The sequence below is a fragment of the Lysinibacillus sp. KCTC 33748 genome (assembly GCF_002237755.1).
GTDB lineage: Bacteria > Bacillota > Bacilli > Bacillales_A > Planococcaceae > Lysinibacillus.
Genome location: NZ_MWSJ01000001.1, coordinates 16,619 through 41,069, shown reverse-complemented (window position 1 = coordinate 41,069; position 24,451 = coordinate 16,619). Strand labels below are relative to the sequence as shown.

The following is a 24,451-nucleotide window of genomic DNA, read 5'->3' as shown; positions in this document are numbered from 1 at the left end:
AGCGACTTCCCTTTGTGGAAATCGCTCTTTTATCTATACGAGTGAACCCAATTTCGGATAAATTTCTGCTACATTATCACGAAGCTTAGCTTTTAGGAATTTTCCAACTGATGTTTTTGGAATTTCGTCTAAAAATACCACATCGTCTGGTACCCACCATTTTGCAAACTGGCTTTCTAAAAATGTAAGAAGCTCCTTTTCACTTGCTGACATTCCTTCCTTCAATACTACACAAGCTAACGGGCGTTCTTGCCATTTGACATGTGGAATTGCGATAACTGCCGCTTCCAACACAGCGTCATGAGTCATTAATGCATTTTCTAAATCCACTGAGGATATCCACTCCCCACCCGACTTAATTAAATCCTTCGTACGATCTGTTATTTTGATAAAGCCATCCTCTGTTCGTACCGCAATGTCCCCTGTATATAACCAGCCGTCTCGATAGGCATCATTGGTACGCTCATCCCGATAATACTCGTGTGAAATCCATGGACCTCGCAAGCGTAACTCACCCATCGTCTCTCCATCCCATGGTACTTCCCCATTGTCATTGGTAATACTCGATTCAATACCAGCCATCGTCATACCTTGCATTGCTCGCGATTCAATACGCTTTTCAATAGGCCATTCATCCATCCAAGACATATAATTTGATAACGCTACAATTGGAGTAGTTTCAGTCATTCCATACACGACAATATACGGAATGCCATACTGCTCTTCAAATGTACGAATAAGTCGAGTAGGTGAAGCAGAGCCGCCACAACAAATAGCACGTAACGAACTAATATCTCGCGCATGCTTCTCCTGTTCCTGCAACGCACCAATCCAAATTGTCGGTACCCCAGCTGTTAATGTAACCTTCTCCTGCTCTACTAAATCCAATATGATTGCTGATGTGAATTGTGGACCAGGCAATACTTGTGTAGCACCTACATTGACACTAGCAAATGGTAAGCCCCATGCATTTGCATGAAACATCGGTACAATTGGCATCACGACATCACGCTCCGAAATGCCCATTGAATCAGACATACTCAGCATCATACTATGTAGTACTAGACCTCGATGTGAATATACAACCCCTTTTGGATTTCCTGTTGTAGCACTTGTATAGCACATTCCAGCAGGCTCCTCTTCCCCTATATCTTCTGGGAACTGATAGTTTTCATCCGCCGCTGCTAATAAATCCTCATAGGATAACACATTCGGTAATGTCGTTTTTGGCAAAGTATTCTCGTCCGTCATAATAATATAATGTTTCACTGTCTTAAGCTCAGGCGCAATGTTTTCGATGATTGGTAGCAAGTCCACATCAATCATTAAAATTTCATCTTCTGCATGATTAATAATATAAATTAAATGCTCTTCTGATAAACGAATATTCACCATGTGCAAAATGGCACCGGAACACGGTACCGCAAAATAAGCCTCTAAGTGGCGGTGCTGATTCCAAGCAAAGGAGCCAACCTTCATTCCTCTTGTCATCCCCAGCTTTGTGAGCGCATCCGCCAAGCGACGCGTTCTTTTTGCCCATTCTCCATATGTTAAACGGTGAATCTTCTGTGGACTCGTACGTGAAACAATAGTCTTTCTAGCAAAATAGCTTTCTGCTCGTTTAATAAAGTTTGTTAATACTAACGGCGTCTGCATCATAAAAACTATCCATCCCCTCTTCTTGCGAACTCCCTTTTTTTACCTTTGTGAAATATCAACAATCAATTTAATTGAATACTATTAATATTCTGAATATGATTATATTGGAAAATTATAAATTACGCTATATATTCCAATAATTTTCTTTTTATTGTTAAGTTTCCCTAAAATAGTTTCATCGGCATAACGTGGGTTGATTTCCGTTCCGGCTGGGCGCTTTCCTGGGGGTGTCCAGCCTCCACTCCATCAACTTTTATATAGATACGTTTACCAAATGTCATCCCAAACTTTAATAATCGCCCATCAAAATAAAAAAGACGAAGAAAACTCAATTGTTTTCTTCATCCGTTTTAATTTCATCTATGAACAAGCTTTTGTTTGTAGCTTAATTTTTAATTTTTCTAGCATATCAACTGTCATTTTAGCTAAGTCATACTGCGCTTTAAAGCCCCATTCTTTTTGTGCCGCTTCTACATTTATAGAATTTGGCCAGCTATCTGCTATCGCCTGACGTACTGGATCTACATGATAATCCATACGGAAATGTGGCAAATGTTTTTTAATTTCTGCCGCAATTTCAGATGGTTCAAAGCTCATTGCAGTGATATTAAAGGCATTACGATGGATTAGTTTGCTACTATCAGCTTCCATCAAATCTACAATAGCTTGCAATGCATCTGGCATGTACATCATGTCCATGTACGTACCTTCTTGAATATAAGACGTGTACTTCCCTTGCTTGATCGCCTCATAGAAGATTTCTACTGCATAGTCTGTCGTTCCACCTCCTGGAGGAGTTACGTATGAAATTAATCCTGGGAAGCGGACACCACGAGTATCTACACCAAAACGATCGAAATAATAATCACATAATAGCTCACCAGCAACTTTATTTACCCCATACATAGTTGTTGGACGCTGTAATGTATCCTGTGGTGTATTATCCTTCGGTGTCGACGGACCGAACGCGCCTATTGAGCTCGGCGTGAAAAATTGCAAGTTTAACTCACGCGAAACTTCTAACGCATTCATTAAACCACCCATATTTAAATTCCACGCAAGCAACGGATTTTTTTCCGCTGTTGCTGATAATAACGCCGCTAAATGCATCATTGTATCTGCACCAAAATCCTTCGCTAAATCATGCATTCTTTGTCCATCCGTAACGTCCAATACTTCAAACGGACCTTTAGAATGCTCAAGCTTCCGAATATCTGTCGCTAATATATTGTCCTCTCCATAAATACCACGAAGTTTTTCTACAAGCTCAGAACCTATTTGACCTAGTGCACCTGTAACCATTATCTTTTTCATTTCTCCAAACCTCCACCTGTGAACAATCGTACTCCTACAGAGTACACTAATATATAAACAAACATTGATTTAACAACACTTCTGATGATTATCATTATAATTTGTTCATATTAAAAATACAACCATAATATTTAGAATTTTGAAAGATAGACAGTAAAAACCCTTTACTATCAGTATATGAGCCCTAAAAAATATTGTACAAGACAAACATACAAAATAAATATGTACACCCAGAAAGTACATTTGTTCATTTTTCATAATAGCATTGTACATTGAAATGATCTTGCCCTTACTTGCCAAAAAAAAAGAACCTACCTTGTATTCAAAGAAAGGTCCTTTGTTCTTATTAAATTGAGAAACGCTTTACGGCTATTTGTAAAACTTTCGATACCTTATGTAGCTCTTTAATATAATCATGGAATTGCTGCTGCGCGGTTAACTGATCAGCAGTTAAAGTAGCTACATGTTTAGTTGATGCTGCATTTGTATCCGAAAATGATGTTAACATCGCCGCATCATCACTAACTTTTTTCGTATGGTTAGCAATTTCTTGAACGGTTGCAGATACTTCCACTATATACGGCTTCATTGTATGTACTTTTTCTAAAATTTGATCAAAGCTTGTCGCTGTATCCCCGGTAACCTGTACGCCCTTTTCAGTTGCGACTAACACCCCATCCATCATTTGCACAGCATAGCTAGAATCTAAATGAATGTTTTGCACGATGGACGTAATCGTTTTTGTCGAGTGGACTGTCTGCTCTGCAAGCTTTCGTACTTCATTGGCCACAACAGCAAATCCTTTACCGTGCTCCCCTGCTCTAGCAGCCTCAATAGATGCATTTAAGGCTAGGAGGTTTGTTTGCGCTGTAATTTTTTCAATTACCTCAACCATTTGATCGATTGTAGCTGCTCTTTCTACAAGATTAAAAATGGCAGTATTCGATTTTTCAACTGCCCGTTTAATAGCCTGTATTTGTGTTAAATTTGCCTGTACAATTTCCGTACCGCTTTCTGCATCCCGTGCAGTTTTATGAGCAAAGTTTTCAACAACCTGTACCTTTTCTAAAATCACTTGCACACCATTTAGCACTTCCTCTAGCGATGCTGTATTGGAAGCTAATTTCTCAGTAGAAGCAGCAGTTGAATTTGAAATGGACTGCACATCCTTTGCAATTTTACGTGTCGTGTTAGACGATTGCTCGGATGATTCCTGCAGTTTCCCAGTCATTTCTTCAACCTCATGTGCACTATTTGATACTGTGTGAAGTAGTCTTTTCACCTCTGTGACCATTTGATTGTAAGACAATACGACTTCGCCAAGCTCATCCTGTGCCACATAACTGGCATTCGCGGTGAAGTCACCCTGCTCTGCACGCTTTAATAATGACTTCAATTGACGCGTTGGTATATTCACAGCTTTTGTTGCTATAAACCCTATACAGATGACTAGCAAAACAACAAATAAACATACTCCACCTAATAGCCAATAACCAAATTGTACATCTTTCAGATATGTCTGTTGCTGTTCCGTAGCCCTCTGAACCAAATAGCTTTGTATTTCTTCTAATAATGAATGACTTTGCTGGCTTACAGGCAAATACGATTGCGCATAAAATGATTGTTGTTCATTACGACCCAATTGCTTATAGCGATCAATCAAGTCCACTTGCTGTGCTAGCAAGGTCTTCAATTTCTTCATCTGATGGTTCATCTTTTTATCGATTTCTAGACTTTCTAAATGATTTAAAGGCTGCTCAGCATTTTTTAAAATGCCAGACATTTCTCGATAAACCCCAGCTGAACTCACTAAATAATCTAATTGTCGTTGTGACTCCTCTAGTTCATTTAACCATCCGATCGGCACAAGTCCCTCTGTATAGCTTTCACTTGCATGCCATGACATTTTCCGTAAATAATCAACACTAAAAATACCTAGCAATACATTCGATAGTACACAAACAATCATCAGTACAAGTAGCTTGTCCTTCACCATTATGTATCGAAAAAAACGCATCATCTTCGGCTCCTTCTCCAACTCTTACCAATAATAATAGTATGAAGATATAAAGCTAGTGTTTTGTTTTTGTAAAGATTTCGCGAAGAGTTGTGAAATTTATCCCATATCCACCTCAGGGTGTCATGATATTAGTCCTCATCAAATACCTGCAAGAACATGCCGATACGATTAAGAAATTGCCTCCACATTATGTTGAAGAGCTTTACTTCCCTCGCAACCTCCCAGAGCTTTGCTTCCGTACATAAATCAACCAAACGTCATCTTGGTAATCCTACGAATTCACTCATATAGCATCAAATGTAAAATTAACAAAATAGTAAAAACGATTTATAATTTCCAATAATCATAATAATCATTTATTTCGCAACCTTCTTCATTTCCTATCGTTGTCTATTAATAGTATGGTTTAAGTTTATCTTCATTTTGCTAAGTGTTTTTAGTAGCACAGCAACTATTACACCATTGATCAAAGGAGGTGTTTGAATGTTACAGTTTAATAAATTAGATAAAACTTTAGTCATTAGCTTGTCATTGCTCGGTATCATTAGTTGTCTCTTCGTTCATTCCAGTAGCACAGTGTTTGAGCAGTATACAAGCTCGTTTATTACAAAGCAGCTTTTTTATTACCTAATCGGATTTTTAGTTATGTATAGAGTAGCAACACTTGATATTGAGCAGCTTAAAAAAATAGGATGGCCATTTTATTGGGCGATGGTCTTATTAACATTTGCTTTATTCATTGCACCCGAAAGTATAGCCCGGACTGTCAATGAGGCGAAGCGTTGGTACCAAATTCCAATGTTAGGATCATTTCAGCCGTCAGAGTTTTTAAAGTTCGCGCTTTTAATCGTTGTTAGTAAGGTTATTGTGGCACATCGAGAAAAATTTGTGCGCCCTACTTTTTTAACGGATATGCGACTACTCTTCATCATTGCTATTATCACTCTTCCCCCTATGCTTGCTGTTTACAAGCAACCTGATACGGGCATGGTCATGCTTTATATGTCGATGATTGTACCGATGATTTTCTTTTCAGGTATACAAAAAAAATTGCTAATAATCTTTACAGTCATTCCAGTATCAATTCTCAGCGTTGTGGCTATTCTATATGTAAAATTTAATGAATTTTTTACAGACAAAATTTTAAATAAAATGTCAGGGCATCAGGTTTCTCGAATTAATGGATGGTTGCAGCCAAATGAATATCCGGACTCATCTTTTCAAACGAGGCAGGGATTTTCAGCAATTGGTACAGGGCAGTTTACCGGAAAAGGTTACATGAACAATAATGTCTATGTCGTGGAAAAGCATACAGATTTCATTTTCGCAAACATTGCTGAAGAGCTCGGGTTCATCGGCGGGGCATTTGTCATTGCTCTTTTATTCTTCGTTATTTACCGCATTGTTCTTATTACAGTACAAGCAAAGGACCCATTTATGACGTTGATGGGAGCTGGTATTTCTAGTTTATTAGCCTTCCAAATTACACAAAATATCGGTATGACCATTGGACTTTTACCTGTAACAGGGATGACATTACCATTTTTAAGCTACGGCGGAAGTTCACTCATCTCCAATTTCATGTTAATGGGCATTGTGTTGATTATCTACAATTCTTATAGTGGCTACATGTTTAAAACTACAAAAGAGTAAGGTGACGGGTATGAACAACACTATAAAAAGGAGAATCTTATTATTGCTTTTCCTAACAGGGGGAGCTTTGTTCATACTCCTACTGCGCCTTGCCTTTCTTATGCTATAAGACAATCAAAAAGCTGTCTCAAAAGTATTTTACGACTTTAGAGACAGCTTTACTTTTAGATTTTATATTATGCCTGCACTTTATGAATACTATCAATCACAACTTTTATGATTGTATCAAGATCCTCTTGTACAATATTAAGTGGTGGAGATAATGTTAATACGTTATTAAAGCCTGCAACAGTTGCGCCATTTTTACCTATAATAACCCCCTGCGCCTTACATGCGGCAATAACAGCATTTACTTTATCTACTGGTAAAGGCTCCTTCGACGTTTTATCTGACACTAACTCGATGCCCATTAATAAGCCTTTGCCTCGAACATCCCCAACTTTCGGGTGATTACCTAATGCTTGCTGAAGTGTTTGGAGGGTAGTAGCTCCAACTTCAGTAGATCTTTCAAATAATGCTTCTTGCTCAAGAATCTCAATATTTTTTAATGCAACCGCACATGCGACTGGTGATCCACCAAATGTATTAACATGGCGGAAATAGCCGTATGCATCAGAGCCAGTGAATGCCTCATAAATTTCTCGTTTTACCGCTGTAGCTGATAATGGTAAATAGGCACTTGTAATCCCTTTGGCCATCGTAATAATATCTGGTTTTACGCCGTAGTTCATGAATCCAAATGGCTTACCTGTTCGACCGAAGCCACAAATTACTTCGTCTACAATCATTAATGCTCCATGTTTTTTACATACTTCCTCAATGCCCTTTAAGTAGTTCTCCGGAGGCATAATGACGCCCCCACCTGTAATAATTGGCTCTAAAATCATCGCGGCTACTGTTTCACTTAGCTCCCACGTCATCGTTTTATCGACAGCCTTTACGCTTGCTAAATCTGTTGGAGCAAGTGTATCACTTTCATGTTCTCGATATTGATCAGGTGGCGCTACATGAATAAAGCCAGGAGATAATGGTTCATATTTATATTTGCGTTCCGCTTGCCCTGTCGCAGCCAAAGCTCCGAAAGAATTCCCGTGATAGGCACGGTAGCGAGAAACGATTTTATAGCGAGAGCTTTCTCCTTTTTGTTGATGATACTGACGTGCAATTTTAAACGCAGTTTCATTAGCCTCTGACCCACTATTGGAGAAGAAAATAACATAATCTCCACCAAGCATTTCATTGATTTTTTCAGCCAGTTCAACTGCTGGTAAATGTCCCTGCGATAAAGGAGCATAGGCGTTTTTCATCATTTGCTCATGGGCAACATCTGCTAATTCCTTGCGTCCATAGCCTACATTTACACACCATAATCCTGCCATTGCATCGATGTATTCAACGCCATCTGTATCAACGATCCTCGCACCATTTGATTTTTCAACTACATATGTTGCTTGTGGATTGTAAGGTTTCATTGAATGCCATACATATTGTTCATCTTTCTTTAAAATATCACTTTTAAGATTTACTTGAACCATATCTATACACCCCTTTATGTTATTTTCACTTAGTCACATCGTTATTGCTTGGAAACGCAAATGAACTTGTCGTATCCTCTGTTTCATCCGGCCAGCGTTCAGAAATTGTTTTCGCTTTCGTAAAGAATCGTGCTTGGTCCGGCCCAAACATATGCCCTTCACCAAACTTAGAGCGCTTCCATCCGCCAAAATTGTGATAGCCAACTGGAATCGGAATCGGAACATTAACGCCTACCATTCCTACTTCAATTTCTTCCTGGAATTTACGCGCCGCCGAACCGCTGCTCGTAAACATCGTGACACCATTCCCGAGTTCGTGGTCATTAATTAAATCAATAGCTTCTTGTAAGGATTCGACACCTACAACAATACGCGCAGGACCAAAAACTTCCTCTTTAAAAACAGTCATTTGTGGAGTTACGTTATTTAACAATGTCGGTCCAAGGTAAAAGCCTTTAGACGTTTCGCATATTTTCGGATTTCGGCCATCCGTTACAAGATTAGCCCCTTCTTCAACAGCACCATCGATATATCGAAGAATCGTATCTTTTGATTGTTGCGTAATAACTGGGCCAAAATCTACATCGCCATCTGTATATGGACCAACCTTTAATTTCAAGATTTTATCCTTTAATATTTCTGTAAAGCGTTGCTCCGTATCTTTCCCAACGACGATTGCTCCAGAAATAGCCATACAACGCTGAGACGCCGCTCCAAATGCTGCACCTAGAAAGGCATTAGCTGTTTGCTCTAGGTTTGCATCAGGCATGACAATCATAAAGTTCTTTCCGCCACCAAATGCAGCGACACGTTTATTGTGCTTCGTCCCTGTTTGATAAATATATTCCGCAACAGGTGTAGATCCAACAAATGAAATTGCTTGTATCTCTTTATTTTCAAGCAGTTCATTAACCGCTTCTTTATCACCATTAACAACTGTCCAAATGCCATCTGGCAGTCCTGCCTCTTTCCATAACTTACTTAAATATAATGCCGAGATTGGCACACGCTCAGATGGCTTTAAAATCACTGCATTTCCTACTGCAACTGCCATACTCGTAATCGCTAGCGGCACCATAACAGGGAAATTAAATGGAGCAATTGTAGCAACAACTCCAAGTGGGGCTTTTGCAGAGAAGGCATTAATATTGCCGCCTACATTCACCGAGTATTCTCCCTTCAGCATTTGCGGGGCACTGATTGCCATATCTATGGATTCAATGCCACGAACAATTTCGCCCTTTGCATCTTCTTTTGTTTTCCCACTTTCCTCACAAATGACTTCGATGAGCTCATTCTGTCTTTCTACTAATAACTGACGGAAACGATGTAAAACCTCAACCCGTTTGCCAATCGATGTCTTTTTCCATGCAGAAAACGCTGCCTTTGCTAGCTGGATAGCCTGCTTCACTTCATCTTTAGTTGCTAACGGAACTTGCGCAATGATCTCTCCTGTTGTTGGATTATACACGTCTGCGTAACGACCACTAGTACCAGCTGTTTCAACACCATTAATAAAATGTGATAATGTTTTCATTTTTTGCTGAACTGTCATAATTTCCCCACTCCTCGTTTATAGTTATTCAAAATCCAACTCTTCCTTTTGGAAAATAGAGCTAGCTTCATCTACCGGGTTAAGCGACTTTTTCTTTTGTGTAACTAAATAGAAAATCATCACTACTGCCACTACGATGCATGTAAATAAGATTTGTGAACGCATCGATTCAATAAAGAACATGGAGATCAGTAATGCTGTTATAACCAAGATTGTGAAATACGTTAAATATGGGAATAACCACATTTTCACTTTTAATAGCTCGGGGTTCTCTTTCTCTATTTTCCGGCGCATTTTTAATTGTGAAAATGCAATGATTAAGTAAAGAATCAATGTAATTGCACTACATGAACTAAGTAAAAACATAAACACTTTATCTGGTGAAACATAGTTCATAATAACGGCAATATAAGAGAAGAATGTCGCTGTTAAAATAGCATTAACAGGTGAACCCTTTTTATTTAATTTCAAAAATGCCTTTGGGGCCTCCCCCTTTTCCGCTAAAGAAAATACCATTCGAGATGTAGCGTAAAGCGCAGAGTTTAAGCACGATAAAACCGCTGTTAAAACAACAAAATTCATGATTTGTGCAGCTGCGGGTATTCCGATGTAATCCAACACTGCGACATAGGGACTAGTTAAAATATCCGAGGAATGCCAAGGTAATAATGTGACAACTACCGTTATCGATCCCACGTAGAAAATCAAAATACGCCAAGTAATTGAATTCGTAGCTTTTGTCACTGCTGCTAACGGTTCGTCAGATTCCCCTGCCGCAATGGCCACAATTTCTGTGCCCATAAAGGAGAAAATAACAATGACTACCCCCATCAGGACAGCTCCAAAACCATTCGGTAAAAAGCCACCCTCACCGATTAAATTAGCAGTACCTACTGCATTAAAATTAGGTGCGATACCAAAGATAATAAATGCACCAAGTCCAAGAAAAGCTATAATACTCGCAACCTTAATAAGAGAGAACCAATATTCAAATTCACCAAAAGCTTTTACGGAAAGAACATTTGTTAAAGTAAGTGCGACAGTTAATAAAAGACTTAGTAACCATAAAGGAATCCCATCATACCAATATTGAATGATTGCAGCTGCTGCAGTTGCCTCTAAAGCAATGGCAACAACCCAGAAAAACCAATATAACCAGCCAATCATAAAACCAGCCCACGGACCAATGGCTTCATGTGCATAATGCGCAAAAGACCCACTTGTTGGATTGACAGCTGCCATTTCTCCAAGCATTCGCATGACGAGAATAACGATAATGCCCGCAAATATATAAGATAAAATTGCGCCAGGGCCAGCAAGGTTTATTACTGAGCCACTTCCCATAAATAGACCCGCTCCGATAACCCCCGCAATCGCGATCATCGTCATATGCCTTTTCTTTAACCCTCTCTGTAAATGCGTTTGTTGCTCCATATTCAGCTCACCTCTTTTATTAGATTGGATTACCGCTTACAAAAATTTTACATGTTACATAGAAACGAAGGTATAGACAAACTGTAAAATTCTATACATTTGTTTTAAACATAATGTAAAATAGACTAAACATTCTAAAAATATAATATTTAAGTTAATTTCAGCAAAAATAATACCTCAATGAGAAAACTAGAAAAATATCTATGTTAAAAGGAGGGAAGTTAACATGAGTCAATTTAAGCTTCAAGTGAAGGATGTATTAGAAAACACATACTTCCAAAGTGCGGAGGTCGTAGCTGGTGAGGATGGTTTATTACGAATTGTAAAGTGGGCTCATGTCATTGAAATTATACAAGTAGATAATTTTCTAGCTGGTGATGAATTAGTTTTAACAACAGGAATTAGCCTTCAGCACAGCATCGAGAACTTTATCTTTTTCGTGGAATCCTTAATCGAAAAAAATTGCGCGGCATTGTGCATTGAATACGGGACTTCCATACAGACCATCCCAGAAGTGATTGTAGCTCTTGCTAACCGGCACAGCTTCCCTATTATCGTTTTTCATGACACGGTTCCTTTCGTCCGTATTACACAAGATTTACATAGTCAAATTATGAATCAGCAATATTTAATGATCTCTACTTTAGAATCCTACTCCCAAGCATTAAATAAAAATGCTTTATTAGGACAAAACGCAGAAGATGTTTTACAAAATATGTATCATGAATTGAAGACACAAATTGTCTTTTCTATTAAAGGTCGAGAGCCTATCTTTTTTCCAAATATGCCGCATACTAAGCGCCAGCAACTAGTTACGCTGAAAACATCAGCACCCGTATTTAAAAATGAGCCCATCTTTATTTTTGACCAGCATTATGCAGATTTAACGCTCTATAGAGAGGATGGTCTATTCTCAGAGTTTGAATTACTTATTTTAGATCGTACAGCTACTGCCTTAGCACAACTTTTAATGAGAGAATTTTATATTGAAGAGAAAAGGGACATTGAGGATGCCTCTATTTTAGGAGATTGGATTGATCAAAAACTATCGAAAGAGGAAATTTATAAATTTATCGTTACCTATCATTCTAACTATAAGCTTTCTAGCGGGGCTGTTTTTATGTTAGCAACGCCTAATGTAGTCTCTAAAGTACAAGAGGATATTGTCTACAGCAAGCTCTACTATCGAAACCTTTTTGAGCAAAATGGATTTATACCATTTCTCTATGAAAGAAAAAGCTATGTCATTTTTATTTTACTCCATAAGAAAGATAGTAAATCTAGTCGCGAATTATTAAATACGTTAGTTTCTTCCCTGCAGAAAACCGATTTTTATAAAAAACAACTAGTTCAAGGGTATCAAGTTGCCATTGGCAAAGTCGTTGCAGACGTAGAGGAAATACCGAAGAGTTATCAAACTGCACTCGAAACATTGTATATTTGCAGTAAAGTACAAACTACATCTTATTTTTATGATGATTTACATTTGTATCACCTCATCTATAAATTACAGATGCAAGTAAATTTACAGGAAGTGATTCAAGATTATTTACAGCCAGTTATTGAATACGACAAAAAATATAATAGTAAGCTATTAGAAACGCTGCAAGTATATTTGCAAACGAACGGCTCTAAACAACAAACCGCAAATCAACTGTTCATCGTACGCCAAACGCTCTACCATCGTTTAAAAAAGCTTGAAAGTCTTTTAGGGAAAAATTTCATGAAGGGGCATAATCGAATTACGCTTGAATTTATGTTGCTCGCCAATTCTTTAATTGAGGATAAAAACTAACTGCTGATTTATGATTGATCAGCGATGTTGCAAGAATAGCACGCTCAAAGTCGCTATGAGCGTGCTATCAGATTTTATTTTTCGGTAACTACTCCACTATATAACGTTGGTCTGCGGTCGTCATACACTGGAATTCTGCCCCGTACTTCATCGACAATCGAGAAGTCCACGTCAATGACAGCTACTTCCTCATCCTCTGCACCAACCCAAAGCACTTCGCCCCACGGTTGAATAATCATTGATTGACCATTGAAGTTTTCTACTTTTCTCGATATACGATTAACAGCAATCACGAAGCATTGATTTTCGATGGCACGTGCTTGCAGCAATGTGTTCCAATGATCGATACGCGGCGTTGGCCATTGTGCCGGTACGAACAATACTTTTGCGCCCTCTAAAGCGTGAGCACGTAGCCATTCTGGGAAGCGAATATCATAGCAAATCACGCCTGCAGCCTCGATATCACCAAGGGCAAAGCGATTCATTTCATCCCCTGCTTCTAAATATAAATGCTCGTCCATCAAACGGAAAAGATGTGCCTTGTTATATTCACCAACTAACTCACCGTTGCTATCAAACGTATACATCGTGTTGTAAAATTTATCGCCCTTCTTCGTCGAAACAGAGCCCCCAACAATATGTACGCCAAGCTCTTTCGCTAAGTTTGATAAAAATGCTTTCGAACGTTCTCCATCCACATCTGCAATCTCTGATAATTTTTCAAGTGCATAGCCTGTATTCCACATTTCCGGTAGTACAATGATTTCTGCACCTTGTTTTGCCGCTTCACGAATCTTGTCCTCCGCACGAGCAAAATTTTCTTCTACTTTGCCAAAACCAACATTTAGTTGGATACACCCAATTTTCATCTTAATTCCTCCCCTAGTCCCAAAAATATTTCTTTTTCTGCATTTGTGTTTTTCTATTTTTCATTATACTACAAGTAAAAATGATATCGCTGTTGTCTGAGCTAAGAGCAGCTTTGGAACAAAAACAAAAAGACCAGGATCTCAGCAATAAAGTGAGCCCTGGCCTTTTCGCGAAAGTGAATCTTACTAATCAATTTTGCTCTTAGTTTTAGATTCTATTAATTAGTACGATTAAGTTTAATAAAAGTTACAGTAATTAAAAAAAAAATTAAATATTATTTTAAAGGGTTTAAAAGTAAAGCCAAAACCTATGTTTTACGGGCATTGTTAAGATGCCTCAGATGTTGGCATAATTACGTCAAGAATCGGCTTTGTACTTAGGCTCGCATGCTCTTTGCTTGTATTTTGTGCGTCCATCTTTGTAAATAGAGACTCTAGACAATTAGTAAAAAAAGTAATATTATTTGCATCAATTATTATTTTCTAAAAAGGAGAACATGCATGGAATTCTCAAAAAAACTACAGCAACTCCCGACTCAATTTTTTGCAGCATTGGTGCAAAAAGTGAATTCTGCTTTAGCAGAAGGGCGCGATGTTATCAATCTCGGTCAAGGCAATCCAGATCAGCCCACTCCCCAACACATTATAAAAGCGTTACAGGAAGCAGCTGAAAACCCTCAACATCATAAATATTCTCCATTCCGTGGCATCGTAGAATTACGTCAAGCAGCCGCAGACTTCTACAAACGTGAATACAATGTTGATATTGATCCTGAAACTGAGGTAGCTATTCTTGGTGGTACAAAAATCGGTCTTGTTGAGCTGCCGTTAGCGGTTTTAAACCCCGGTGATACAATGTTATTACCCGATCCTGGATATCCAGATTACTTATCTGGTGTCGTATTAGGTGATGTTAATTTTGAAGTCATGCCACTTTTCGCAGAGAATAATTTCCTGCCCGATTATAATGCTTTATCCAATGAAGTAAAAGAAAAGGCAAAGCTTCTTTACTTAAATTACCCGAACAATCCAACTGGTGGTACTGCAACACTTGAATTTTTCGAGGAAACGGCGCGCTTTGCTAAAGAGCACAACATGATTGTCTCACATGATTTCGCTTACGGTGCAATTGGATTTGACGGCAAGAAACCTATTAGTTTCCTGCAAGCGGAAGGTGCCAAAGAGGTCGGCATCGAGATGTATACATTATCTAAAACATATAATATGGCAGGCTGGCGTATTGGATTTGCAGTTGGTAACGCTGATATTGTTGCGGCTATTAATCTTATTCAAGATCATCTATTTTGTAGTCAATTCCCTGCCGTACAACAAGCAGCAGCGGTTGCCCTTACAGCATCTCAGGATTGCGCGAATAAGCTAAGAGCGACTTATGAGCGTCGACGAAATGTTCTTATCGAAGAAGCACAGCGAATTGGTTGGCAAGTAACCGCACCAAAGGGCTCTTTCTTTGCATGGCTCCCTGTTCCATTAGGTTATACAAGTGAGCAGTTTGCTGATGTATTGCTCGATAAAGCTGATATCGCAGTAGCTGCAGGCAATGGCTTCGGTCAATACGGTGAAGGCTATGTTCGTGTAGGTTTACTTGTAAGTGAAGATCGCTTACGTGAAGCAATCAGCCGAATTGAAAAATTAAACTTCTTTAATTTATAAGCATTGGATTTCCTTCCATTCAAAAACTGTCCTATTAGTTCACACTCGCTATAGGGGCAGTTTTCATTTCATGATCTTTCTTGGTTGCCTCAACCCTTCTTCTAACGGATAAATTGAACATGACCTTTGATTCATCAAACTATCTAATACACTGTCCTGATAACAATATTTCCACCCTACCCTAGCAAGAATTCCCATGCCTCTTTCGCGATCAAATAGTATAACAAAATAAAATATTTCAAAAATTCGATTGACTTACTATATCCTATAATCTATATTAGATATATCGGATTTACAAAAAAATATTATAAATCTCTTATCAAGAGTAGCTGAGGGACTGGCCCTATGAAGCTCGGCAACCTCCTTTTTTAAGGAAGGTGCCAAATCCAGCAAACGATCATCGTTTGAAAGATAAGAGAGGACGTTTTTTCATGAGCCTCTCTTAATTTTTTTAAGAGAGTTTTTTTTATTTTTACCAGCCGATAAAACAACTTTGGAGGTATGTCTCATGAAAAAGAAAAACAAAATTTTACTAGGTTTAGCGAGTCTCACATTAGTAGCAGCATTAGTAGGCTGCGGTACTAATGAAGATAAAGGTAGTCAAGGTAAGGCTATTAATGAAAATAAAATTGTAGTAGGTGTAACTTCTGGTCCACACGAACAAATTGCAGAGGTTGCAGCAAAAGTTGCCAAAGAAAGTGGCTTAGAGGTAGAACTAAAAACGTTCTCTGATTATGTTTTACCAAATACATCGTTAGCCGAGGGTGATCTTGATGTAAACAGTTATCAACACAAGCCTTTCCTCGATGCATTTAACAAAGATCACAAAACAGATTTAGTACCAGTAGGAAAAACAATTTTAACTCCTATGGGCATATACTCTGATAAATATAAATCATTGGATGAAGTTCCTGATGGTGCTACATTCGGATTACCAAATGATCCAACGAACGGGGCTCGTGCTCTATTTGTTCTTCAAGAGGCAGGCATCATTAAATTAAAAGAAGGTGCAGACTTAACAGCATCTATTCGCGATGTGGAAGAAAACAAAAAGAATTTTAAATTCATTGAATTAGAGGCTGCACAAATTCCGAAGCAGCTTAGTGAAGTAGATGTGGCAGCTATTAATACGAACTTCGCTCTTGATGCTGGTATTGATCCTAAAAAAGACTCCATTCTTTTAGAATCTACTAACTCTCCATATGTAAACTACATTGCGGTACGTGCTGAAAACGAGGATGACCCAGCGATTAAAAAATTTGTTGAAGCCTATCAATCTGATGAAGTACGCAAATTTATTGAAGAGGAATTCAAAGGTTCTATCATTCCAAGCTGGTAAGTAACGATGAAGGGCCTTTCATAAATTGAGAATCTGCGAGACTCCTATAGGAATGCTAGCAGATTCTTGCTTAATAGAAGGACTTAGAAAGGAGAGTTCACAGTATGATTCAACTAGAAAATATAACAAAAGAATTTAAAACTAAAAAAGGTATCGTTAAGGCAGTAGATGGCATTAACCTGCATGTCAAAAAAGGTGAAATTCATGGGGTTATTGGCTACAGTGGCGCAGGAAAAAGTACCCTTATTCGCTGTGTTAATTTATTAGAGCGTCCAACAACAGGAAAAGTATTGATCGACAATGTAGATATTACTTCCCTTTCTTTAAACGACCTCCGCAAAACACGTCAAAAAATCGGCATGATTTTCCAGCATTTTAATCTCTTAAAAACAGCGACCGTTTACAACAATATCTCGGTACCATTAAAGCTTCTAGGCTATAACGACTCTGAAGTGAAAAAACGCGTCGCAAAATATGCAGAAATTGTTGGCCTAACAGAGAAATTAGATAGTTATCCTAGCCAACTTTCGGGTGGTCAAAAGCAACGTGTCGCTATTGCACGTGCCCTCGCCCAAGAGCCTGAGATTTTACTCAGTGATGAAGCGACAAGTGCTCTCGATCCTGAAACAACTGAAGCTATTCTCGAGCTTCTCTTGAAAATTAACCGTGAGTTGGGCATCACTATTTTACTCATTACACATGAAATGAATGTTATTCAAAAAATTTGCGATGATGTATCCGTTCTTGAATCAGGGACGGTTGTGGAATATGGCTCTGCTATAGAACTATTTTCGAAGCCTCAGCACCCAACGACACGAAAGTTTTTAAACACTATTTCTCAACGTAATTTATCTTCTTCCCTAATCGAACAATTAAATCTTTCCGGAAGTGTGATTCGCTTAACATTCCTTGGTGAAAGTACCGGGAAGCCATTACTTGCAGAAGTGAGCAAAGTTTATGATGTACAACCAAATATTTTAACAGCCAATATCATTGAATTAAAAAACGGCATCGTCGGTAATATTGTCGTGCATCTACACGGTAAGGCACATATCGTTGAAAAGGCACTTACGTATTTTATAGAAAACGGGGTATGCGTTGAGGAATTAGGAGGCGAATTAAATGAATAGCATTCAAAGTTTCTTTGCAGACTGGTCAGATGTTATTGGGCAATCCATTTTCGAAACCTTTCAAATGGTCGGGATTTCATTATTGTTTTCTATTTTAATTGGGATCCCTTTAGGGCTTTTAATCGTTTTAACTCGTCCGGGGCAATCATTTGAAAATAAATTTCTCTATCAATTTTTCAATTTATTTATTAATATTATTCGCTCTGTACCGTTCATTATTTTACTATTCTTCATTTTACCGTTCACGAAGCTGATCGTTGGCACAACTATTGGTGTAAAAGGTGTTATTGTGCCGCTTGTTGTTTATACAGCACCTTATATTGCACGACTTATGGAAACGGCACTTTTGGAAGTTGATCCAGGTGTTGTGGAAGCTTATACAGCAATGGGTATTAAACGTCGTCACATCATTTGGAATGTCTTACTACGTGAGGCTCGTCCATCCATTATTTTAGGCTTAACAATTGCCACAATCGGTCTGATAGGAGCAACAGCAATGGCTGGAATGGTTGGCGCTGGTGGTTTAGGTGATCTCGCATATCGTTACGGTCATTTACGCTATGAGGTCGATGTGATGTATGCGACAGTGTTTATCTTAATCATCCTTGTTCAGATTATTCAATCAATGGGTAACCGCTTTGCTGCGAAACTTAAGAAAGATTAATAGGAGGATGACGATGACTAAAACAACACATGGTGATCTACTGTTAAAAAATATTAATGCACAAGCCCCCTTCCCTATTTGCTTTGCAGATTTAGAAAAGGCTGTTGCAGAAAAAATGGAAGCTGGTCCGTTTGGCTACATTCGTTCAGGTGCTGGTGGTGAGCAAACATTACGGAATAACCGTGGAGCCTTTGAAAAATACTCTATTATTCCACGCTTTTTACATGATGTTTCAAGTATTGATACATCGATTGAGCTGTTCGGAAAAGTACATCCAACCCCGCTCTTATTTGCTCCTGTTGGCATGAACAAAATGGCACATGACGAGGGAGAGCTTGCCGTGGCACGTGCGGCTGATCAGTTAAAAATTCCTTATATTCAAAGTACAGTTTCAAGCTATGCACTTGAGGATGTGGCACAAACAGCCCCCACTGCTACTAAATGGTTTCAATTATATTGGTCAACAAATGAGGAAATTGCATATAGCATGGCCGCCCGAGCCGAGGCTGCTGGTTTTGAGGCTATTGTTTTAACTGTAGATACCGTCATGCTTGGCTGGCGTGAAGAAGATGTTCGCAATCAATTTTCACCTTTAAAACTTGGGTATGCTCGAGGAAACTATATGAATGATCCTGTTTTTACTGCTTCCTTACCAGATGATTCATTCGAGTCATATGTACAGGGCGTTTTGCAAAATGTGTTCCATCCTACATTAAATTGGGAGAATGTACGTGAATTAAAGCGCCGTTCTAATCTCCCTATTTTACTGAAGGGAATCTTACATCCTGAAGACGCAAAACTAGCTATTGAAAACGGCATTGACGGTATTATCGTATCAAACCACGGTGGTCGCCAATTGGATGGCGTAATTGGTTCACTCGATGCCCTTCCTGATATTGTGAAAGCTGTAAAAGGACGAGTTCCTGTCATTTTAGATAGCGGTGTGTATCGTGGCATGGATGCTCTTAAAGTACTCGCTTTAGGAGCTGATGCTGTTGCCATTGGTCGTCCCTTCGTCTACGGACTTGCATTAGATGGGCAGCAAGGAGTCGAAAAAGTAATGACGAATTTATATGATGAATTAAAAGTTTCCATCGCTTTAGCGGGGGCAATATCTATAAAGGGACTACGTGATATTACATTAGTGAAAAAAGATGGAAAGTGAATAAATCGTCCGGCAGTTTGAGGTGGAGATAAGAGACTTATCGGAATAAATTTGTGTTTTATCGGAACAATTTTGAGATTTATCGGAACGTTTCACCGATTTATCGGAACGTTAATATAAAAAGGGCTACCTCCTATTGAGGCAGCCCAATTTTTTATTGAATAACGCCTAGTTCACGGCCGACTTTTTCATAGATTGCTAGAGCGCCGTCCAACATTTCTTTTGTATGTGCCGCTGTAGGCATGTTTCGAACACGTCCTGTACCTTTTGGAACTGTTGGGAAAACGATTGATTTAGCGTAGACGCCTTCTTCAAATAGGCGACGTGAAAATTCCTGTGTAAGCTTTTCATCACCAATAATACATGGTGTAATCGGCGTTTCAGATTCGCCAATATTAAAGCCTAATTTAGCAAGACCCGCCTTTAAATAATCGCCATTTTCCCAAAGCTTATCGTGCAGCTCTGTTGAGTCAATCAGCATTTGCACTGCTGCTGTAATCGCAGCAACATCACCTGGTGGTAATGCTGTTGAGAATAAAAATGGACGAGAACGCACTTTTAGCCAGTCAATTAAATTTTGCTTACCAGCTACATATCCACCAACAACACCAATTGCTTTAGAAAGTGTACCAATTTGGAAGTCGATTTCTTTTTCTAAACCGAAATGCTTCACAGTACCCTTTCCTTTACCTGTTACCCCTGATCCGTGCGCATCATCTACATATGTTATTAAATCAAACTCTTTCGCAATCTCAACGATTTCTGGTAATTTTGCAATATCACCGTCCATTGAGAATACGCCATCCGTAATAACCATGACTTTATTGTATAAGCCTGATTCTGTTGCTGCCTTTGCCTTTGCACGTAAATCATCCATATCGGAGTGATTATAGGCAATAATTTTGGCACGTGATAAACGACAGCCATCGATAATCGATGCATGGTTTAATTGGTCTGAAAGAATCGCATCATTTTTATCCATAACAGCTGAAATTGCTGCCATATTACAGTTAAAACCGGATTGATAAGAAATCGCTGCCTCTGTTCCTTTAAATTCAGCAAGCTTTTCCTCTAATTTTACGTGTAAATCAAGTGTACCGTTAATCGTACGGACTGCTCCAGCCCCCACACCATATGTCTCTATTGTTTCTTTGGCAATACGCTTTAATTCTTCATTCGTTGCTAAGCCAAGATAGTTGTTTGAGGATAGATTAATTAGATTTTTGCCACGTACCTGAATAATGGGTCCGTTTGCTCCCTCTACTGGATCAATTTCATTGTATAAGCCTTGTTCATGTAAGTCTTGTAGGTTTTCATCTAAAAATGCATTCAATACTTTTGACAAGCGTATCATCCTTTCCTAGGAAAACTGTTCTAGCTCCTAGTGTAGCACAAGCATGTTATAAGAAAAATTACTTTGTTAATCTTTCGAATAATGGGGCAGTTTTTTCTCGCCAAAGAGATGACGATAGACAATTATCTATTAAGCGACGGACTGTATACTCCGCTTCCGCATAACGCTTCGAATAACCCATTGCATCCTGCATTGCTTCTTTATACTTTGCTCGAATATCTTCAATTTGAACTTCAGCTTCTTGTGAAATTGCGCAATGTTTCCCTATATCGAAAATTTCATCCCCTAATCTGCCGTCCTCTGGATCAAAGATATGAGGATCCGTACTATCAAAGATGCAGAAATTTAATTCCGGGATAAGAACCATATCAACAGAGTTTGCATCCAAGCCACACCAAATAATTTGCGCATCGAGCCCTCTCGCATTCGCTTCGTCTGCCAAACCTTTCATTAACGAAGATTTACCTGTACCTGGCTTCCCTTTGATCATCAATCTCCGAGATACATTTTTCGTTATACTATCTACTGTATTTTCGGCCCCCCTCGGAGTTAACGTTCCGAGTAAGCGATGCGTGCGCATACCTGTTTTGTTTAAGACCATCGATTGGAAAACCTCTGCCTTTAAATGTTCAACCTGGTCATTTAATGCCCCCCAGTTCATACAGCTCTGTGTCACTACTTCCCAATCATCATGAATCTTTATAGCTTTAGTAAGCGACGAAATACACTTCTCACGCCATGACTCTCGTTCCGCCATCGTATTAGCAAGCTGTTCGCCAACCTTTTCAAGCTGGATTTCTTCTAAGCAATCATAAAATGACATCACCCGATGCTTTGTGCCAAGAAAAGTCGGTTCAATCCCCCACTCCGATGACCATACAAATAATCGATTACAGCCTTGAACGTATACTGCCTCTACAACATCCTCCAGCAAAGCATGCTTAAACCACTCCACCGAAAAGCCCTGCTTTACATAAAAATACCCAAGCTCTTTCAGAAGCTCAGATCCTTTAAACGTCGGTGCACCCTGCAAAATATAAACTAATTCTGCCTCATCCATCATTTCTTTATATAAATGTTTAACTCCTTGCCCAGTCAGTGCGTGTCCATAGTAATAGGTCACATTTCCGTTCAATTTCGATCCCCCTTTCTTATGCCTTGCATTATATGAAGGAACCTTTTAAAAAATGAAAAGCTACGTTTAAATTTTTACGAATAGGATAAAAGTCGAGTTTTTAAGTTTGGAGGGCGATGTATGATAAAAAAATTGGGACTGTTTTGTTTGTAATTGGTATAGCAATGACGTTAATAGGTATGCCTTATTTATTGGGTTATTCAAAAAATGAATTTTTAAAGTACGCTTTATATTTAGGAATGTTAGTAACGATTATATTTACCCCTGCACGTACAATAAAAAAACAAAATAAAAAGTAATGTTTTCGAATTAAAGACAGTGCCCGACTATCCGAGCAGTTTATCGCTCATCTAAGTGACACTTCCGCAAATTGACAATAAAAAAACTACCCAGCATATCATTTTTGGGTAGTGGTGATTGATGCAAGCTTTGCTTTTGTCACAGCGACTAAATCATCTAGCTGAACGTGGATTTGCATGCCGATTTTTCCGGCACTCACAATAATACTTCCTTGCTCTTGAGCTGACGCATCAATAACAGTCGGATAAAGCTTCTTCATACCGACTGGAGAGCATCCGCCTCGCACATAGCCTGTATAGCCAAGTAACTCCTTGACTGGGAGCATGTCGATTTTTTTCTCTCCGATAACCTTTGCAGCAGCTTTTAAATCAAGCTCATCTGCTACAGGTATAACAAATACAAAAAGCTTTTGTGCACTTGCCTTTGCTACTAATGTTTTGAAAACATGAGAAACTGGGTGACCAATTTTTTCAGCAACTGATATTCCGTCAACTTGGCCGTCACCAGTCTCATATTCAATTACGTCGAATTGTATTTTTTGTTGCTCCAATAATCTTATCGCATTTGTTTTCGCATGCTTTGCCTTCGCCATATTAAAAATCTCCTATCTGCAGCATTAGGCTATCAAGGAGATCATGGAGTCATTTCCCGGTCGATAGCCTTCTTTTGCCATTTGAATATGAGTGGCATATTTTTCAGAAGCGTTTTTAAATGTTCGCGCTCTGTATGCCTCCTCATAACTCTTACCGAAAATTGTATCTACAAATGGATCCAATTTCAATTCCTTAGTAAACCGTTCTGGTACTTTGACGTCAATACCTTCACGTACAAAGGCAGGCTCACTGTCATCTACCTCTTGACCATTTAATTGCGCTTGCATGTGCTGTATTTGAGCATTTGCACTTGCTGCTACACGTAAATCCTGTGGTGATGGCTGCGGGGGTGCTAATGCTGAATTCCTCACTTGCTCTAAAATTTGTAACGTGTCCTCGGCATTCCCATCCTCTACTACAGACGCTTCCTCATCTATACGCTCTAACTGAGAATAATGCATTTGCGTTTGCTCATGTGCGAACACATTTTTCGTTTGTTGCAAATCTTGAATGATTGCTTGCTGTTGAGGTGTGATCTCTTTCGCTTCCTCTTTTTGTTGCTCATAGAGTTCTTGATCTGTATGCCCTAAAAGTAAATTTTCTAGCTCAAGCAATAATGGATTTTTCTTTGGCGGAAAATACAGTGCGTTTTTTCGATAGGCATCCCCTGCTTGTTTTCGTTGTAAAATCTTTTTACGATTATCGTGTGATGACAGTCTTTCTTGTTCTATTAAACTTGATAGTTTCATATAATTCACCTCGGCTTTCTATTTAATATGCAAATTCAATAAAAAATATGATTCTATCTTTTATTTTCTATACTCTTACACTCTAAACAGTTTCTTACATTAATTATCGGAATTTTCTTTATTAATTTCAAGAGTTAATTAATACTAAGCTCCTAAAGAAATAATTCACTTTCGACAAAACAGGCACAAAGACCTCTATGAGCCCCCGGTATTATGCTCATTTAGTATTTCTATATTTGTATCATCACCAAAACATGCGGTTGATTTCCGTTCCGACTGGGCGCTTTGTTGTTGCTGTTGCTACGCTTTCGCACAGAGCAGAGCTTCCTAGGGGCGTCCGATGAGTCGCTTCGCTTCGCTGCAGGGTCTCGGGCCAACACGATGTTGGACACGAAGGCGTTAGCACAGGATGTGATGCTTTTAGCCTTCGTTCCTCTATTGCTGTTCCCCAAGGAGTCGCCCAGCCTCCACTCCAATCAGCTTATTTACATAGTAGACTTTTAATAAAAACTTTTCG

The 24,451-nt window shown here is 38.8% G+C and carries 19 protein-coding genes and 1 riboswitch; of the genes, 8 read left to right on the top strand and 11 right to left on the bottom strand.

What is annotated here, in order from left to right:
- Nucleotides 1–33 precede the first annotated feature (33 nt).
- From B1B04_RS00175 to B1B04_RS00165, 3 genes are all read right to left on the bottom strand, one after another.
- Entirely contained in the window at nt 34–1,659 is a 1,626-nt protein-coding gene (locus B1B04_RS00175) for a long-chain fatty acid--CoA ligase (RefSeq protein ID WP_079559322.1), read from the bottom strand.
- A gap of 360 nt (nt 1,660–2,019) precedes the next feature.
- Nucleotides 2,020–2,973 carry an L-threonine 3-dehydrogenase gene (locus B1B04_RS00170; RefSeq protein WP_079559321.1) on the bottom strand — a complete coding sequence of 318 codons (954 nt, stop codon included), beginning with the start codon at nt 2,971–2,973 and terminating at the stop codon, nt 2,020–2,022.
- A gap of 346 nt (nt 2,974–3,319) precedes the next feature.
- Nucleotides 3,320–4,993 carry a methyl-accepting chemotaxis protein gene (locus B1B04_RS00165; RefSeq protein ID WP_240518151.1) on the bottom strand — a complete coding sequence of 558 codons (1,674 nt, stop codon included), beginning with the start codon at nt 4,991–4,993 and terminating at the stop codon, nt 3,320–3,322.
- 483 nt (nt 4,994–5,476) lie between these two features.
- Between B1B04_RS00165 and B1B04_RS00160 the strand changes: the two genes are divergently transcribed.
- Nucleotides 5,477–6,646: an FtsW/RodA/SpoVE family cell cycle protein gene (locus B1B04_RS00160; RefSeq protein WP_079559319.1), complete on the top strand. Its 1,170-nt coding sequence runs from the start codon at nt 5,477–5,479 to the stop codon at nt 6,644–6,646.
- Between the two features lie 176 nt (nt 6,647–6,822).
- Here B1B04_RS00160 and B1B04_RS00155 read toward each other — a convergent pair whose 3' ends face one another.
- The 3 genes from B1B04_RS00155 to B1B04_RS00145 are packed head-to-tail and all read right to left on the bottom strand — an operon-like array spanning nt 6,823 to nt 11,170.
- On the bottom strand, nt 6,823–8,181 hold the full coding sequence (locus B1B04_RS00155) for an aspartate aminotransferase family protein (RefSeq protein WP_079559318.1): 1,359 nt from the start codon (nt 8,179–8,181) through the stop codon (nt 6,823–6,825).
- Nucleotides 8,182–8,206: 25 nt separating this feature from the next.
- Entirely contained in the window at nt 8,207–9,736 is a 1,530-nt protein-coding gene (locus B1B04_RS00150) for a CoA-acylating methylmalonate-semialdehyde dehydrogenase (RefSeq protein ID WP_079559317.1), read from the bottom strand.
- A 24-nt stretch (nt 9,737–9,760) separates the two neighbouring features.
- Nucleotides 9,761–11,170, bottom strand: a complete 1,410-nt coding sequence (locus B1B04_RS00145) for an amino acid permease (RefSeq protein WP_079559316.1) — start codon at nt 11,168–11,170, stop codon at nt 9,761–9,763.
- Between the two features lie 226 nt (nt 11,171–11,396).
- Here B1B04_RS00145 and B1B04_RS00140 point away from each other — a divergent pair, with 226 nt between their 5' ends.
- Nucleotides 11,397–12,965, top strand: a complete 1,569-nt coding sequence (locus B1B04_RS00140; RefSeq protein ID WP_079559315.1) for a PucR family transcriptional regulator — start codon at nt 11,397–11,399, stop codon at nt 12,963–12,965.
- 74 nt (nt 12,966–13,039) lie between these two features.
- On the opposite strand, the gene B1B04_RS00135 is transcribed toward B1B04_RS00140, so the two are convergent.
- Nucleotides 13,040–13,834, bottom strand: coding sequence for a carbon-nitrogen family hydrolase (locus B1B04_RS00135; protein WP_079559314.1), 795 nt, complete (start codon nt 13,832–13,834; stop codon nt 13,040–13,042).
- A 501-nt stretch (nt 13,835–14,335) separates the two neighbouring features.
- Between B1B04_RS00135 and B1B04_RS00130 the strand changes: the two genes are divergently transcribed.
- The 5 genes from B1B04_RS00130 (at nt 14,336) to B1B04_RS00110 (ending at nt 19,803) form a co-directional block, all read left to right on the top strand.
- Nucleotides 14,336–15,505 (top strand): pyridoxal phosphate-dependent aminotransferase, encoded by a 1,170-nt coding sequence (locus tag B1B04_RS00130; RefSeq protein WP_079559313.1) that lies wholly within the window; start codon nt 14,336–14,338, stop codon nt 15,503–15,505.
- 313 nt (nt 15,506–15,818) lie between these two features.
- A riboswitch (SAM riboswitch) is annotated at nt 15,819–15,923 on the top strand.
- A gap of 90 nt (nt 15,924–16,013) precedes the next feature.
- Entirely contained in the window at nt 16,014–16,844 is an 831-nt protein-coding gene (locus tag B1B04_RS00125; RefSeq protein WP_079559312.1) for a MetQ/NlpA family ABC transporter substrate-binding protein, read from the top strand.
- A 104-nt stretch (nt 16,845–16,948) separates the two neighbouring features.
- Complete coding sequence (locus B1B04_RS00120; RefSeq protein WP_079559311.1) at nt 16,949–17,974, top strand: methionine ABC transporter ATP-binding protein; 1,026 nt, start codon at nt 16,949–16,951, stop codon at nt 17,972–17,974.
- The gene (locus B1B04_RS00115; protein ID WP_079559310.1) at nt 17,967–18,638 is read left to right on the top strand and encodes a methionine ABC transporter permease; all 672 of its coding nucleotides are present in this window, start codon (nt 17,967–17,969) and stop codon (nt 18,636–18,638) included. The genes B1B04_RS00120 and B1B04_RS00115 overlap by 8 nt, the downstream gene beginning before the upstream one ends.
- A gap of 13 nt (nt 18,639–18,651) precedes the next feature.
- Entirely contained in the window at nt 18,652–19,803 is a 1,152-nt protein-coding gene (locus tag B1B04_RS00110; RefSeq protein WP_079559309.1) for an alpha-hydroxy acid oxidase, read from the top strand.
- 154 nt (nt 19,804–19,957) lie between these two features.
- On the opposite strand, the gene B1B04_RS00105 is transcribed toward B1B04_RS00110, so the two are convergent.
- Together B1B04_RS00105 and B1B04_RS00100 are read right to left on the bottom strand one after the other, a co-directional pair.
- Nucleotides 19,958–21,157 carry a glycine C-acetyltransferase gene (locus B1B04_RS00105; protein WP_170938865.1) on the bottom strand — a complete coding sequence of 400 codons (1,200 nt, stop codon included), beginning with the start codon at nt 21,155–21,157 and terminating at the stop codon, nt 19,958–19,960.
- A 58-nt stretch (nt 21,158–21,215) separates the two neighbouring features.
- The gene (locus B1B04_RS00100) at nt 21,216–22,292 is read right to left on the bottom strand and encodes a nucleotide kinase (protein ID WP_079559307.1); all 1,077 of its coding nucleotides are present in this window, start codon (nt 22,290–22,292) and stop codon (nt 21,216–21,218) included.
- A 116-nt stretch (nt 22,293–22,408) separates the two neighbouring features.
- On the opposite strand from B1B04_RS00100, the gene B1B04_RS00095 reads away from it, so the two are divergent.
- Complete coding sequence (locus B1B04_RS00095; RefSeq protein ID WP_079559306.1) at nt 22,409–22,591, top strand: hypothetical protein; 183 nt, start codon at nt 22,409–22,411, stop codon at nt 22,589–22,591.
- A gap of 98 nt (nt 22,592–22,689) precedes the next feature.
- Here B1B04_RS00095 and ybaK read toward each other — a convergent pair whose 3' ends face one another.
- A complete protein-coding gene (ybaK, locus tag B1B04_RS00090) occupies nt 22,690–23,184 on the bottom strand; it encodes a Cys-tRNA(Pro) deacylase (RefSeq protein ID WP_079559305.1) in 495 nt (164 codons plus the stop codon).
- A gap of 24 nt (nt 23,185–23,208) precedes the next feature.
- Nucleotides 23,209–23,934 (bottom strand): hypothetical protein, encoded by a 726-nt coding sequence (locus tag B1B04_RS00085; RefSeq protein ID WP_079559304.1) that lies wholly within the window; start codon nt 23,932–23,934, stop codon nt 23,209–23,211.
- Nucleotides 23,935–24,451 lie beyond the last annotated feature (517 nt).

What these genes read in the sequence shown, in the direction of transcription:
- B1B04_RS00175 (WP_079559322.1), bottom strand. Translation starts at nt 1,659, where the DNA reads ATGATGCAGACGCCGTTAGTATTAACAAACTTTATTAAACGAGCAGAA.
- B1B04_RS00170 (WP_079559321.1), bottom strand. Translation starts at nt 2,973, where the DNA reads ATGAAAAAGATAATGGTTACAGGTGCACTAGGTCAAATAGGTTCTGAG.
- B1B04_RS00165 (WP_240518151.1), bottom strand. Translation starts at nt 4,993, where the DNA reads ATGATGCGTTTTTTTCGATACATAATGGTGAAGGACAAGCTACTTGTA.
- B1B04_RS00160 (WP_079559319.1), top strand. Translation starts at nt 5,477, where the DNA reads ATGTTACAGTTTAATAAATTAGATAAAACTTTAGTCATTAGCTTGTCA.
- B1B04_RS00155 (WP_079559318.1), bottom strand. Translation starts at nt 8,181, where the DNA reads ATGGTTCAAGTAAATCTTAAAAGTGATATTTTAAAGAAAGATGAACAA.
- B1B04_RS00150 (WP_079559317.1), bottom strand. Translation starts at nt 9,736, where the DNA reads ATGACAGTTCAGCAAAAAATGAAAACATTATCACATTTTATTAATGGT.
- B1B04_RS00145 (WP_079559316.1), bottom strand. Translation starts at nt 11,170, where the DNA reads ATGGAGCAACAAACGCATTTACAGAGAGGGTTAAAGAAAAGGCATATG.
- B1B04_RS00140 (WP_079559315.1), top strand. Translation starts at nt 11,397, where the DNA reads ATGAGTCAATTTAAGCTTCAAGTGAAGGATGTATTAGAAAACACATAC.
- B1B04_RS00135 (WP_079559314.1), bottom strand. Translation starts at nt 13,834, where the DNA reads ATGAAAATTGGGTGTATCCAACTAAATGTTGGTTTTGGCAAAGTAGAA.
- B1B04_RS00130 (WP_079559313.1), top strand. Translation starts at nt 14,336, where the DNA reads ATGGAATTCTCAAAAAAACTACAGCAACTCCCGACTCAATTTTTTGCA.
- B1B04_RS00125 (WP_079559312.1), top strand. Translation starts at nt 16,014, where the DNA reads ATGAAAAAGAAAAACAAAATTTTACTAGGTTTAGCGAGTCTCACATTA.
- B1B04_RS00120 (WP_079559311.1), top strand. Translation starts at nt 16,949, where the DNA reads ATGATTCAACTAGAAAATATAACAAAAGAATTTAAAACTAAAAAAGGT.
- B1B04_RS00115 (WP_079559310.1), top strand. Translation starts at nt 17,967, where the DNA reads ATGAATAGCATTCAAAGTTTCTTTGCAGACTGGTCAGATGTTATTGGG.
- B1B04_RS00110 (WP_079559309.1), top strand. Translation starts at nt 18,652, where the DNA reads ATGACTAAAACAACACATGGTGATCTACTGTTAAAAAATATTAATGCA.
- B1B04_RS00105 (WP_170938865.1), bottom strand. Translation starts at nt 21,157, where the DNA reads ATGATACGCTTGTCAAAAGTATTGAATGCATTTTTAGATGAAAACCTA.
- B1B04_RS00095 (WP_079559306.1), top strand. Translation starts at nt 22,409, where the DNA reads ATGTATGATAAAAAAATTGGGACTGTTTTGTTTGTAATTGGTATAGCA.
- ybaK (WP_079559305.1), bottom strand. Translation starts at nt 23,184, where the DNA reads ATGGCGAAGGCAAAGCATGCGAAAACAAATGCGATAAGATTATTGGAG.
- B1B04_RS00085 (WP_079559304.1), bottom strand. Translation starts at nt 23,934, where the DNA reads ATGAAACTATCAAGTTTAATAGAACAAGAAAGACTGTCATCACACGAT.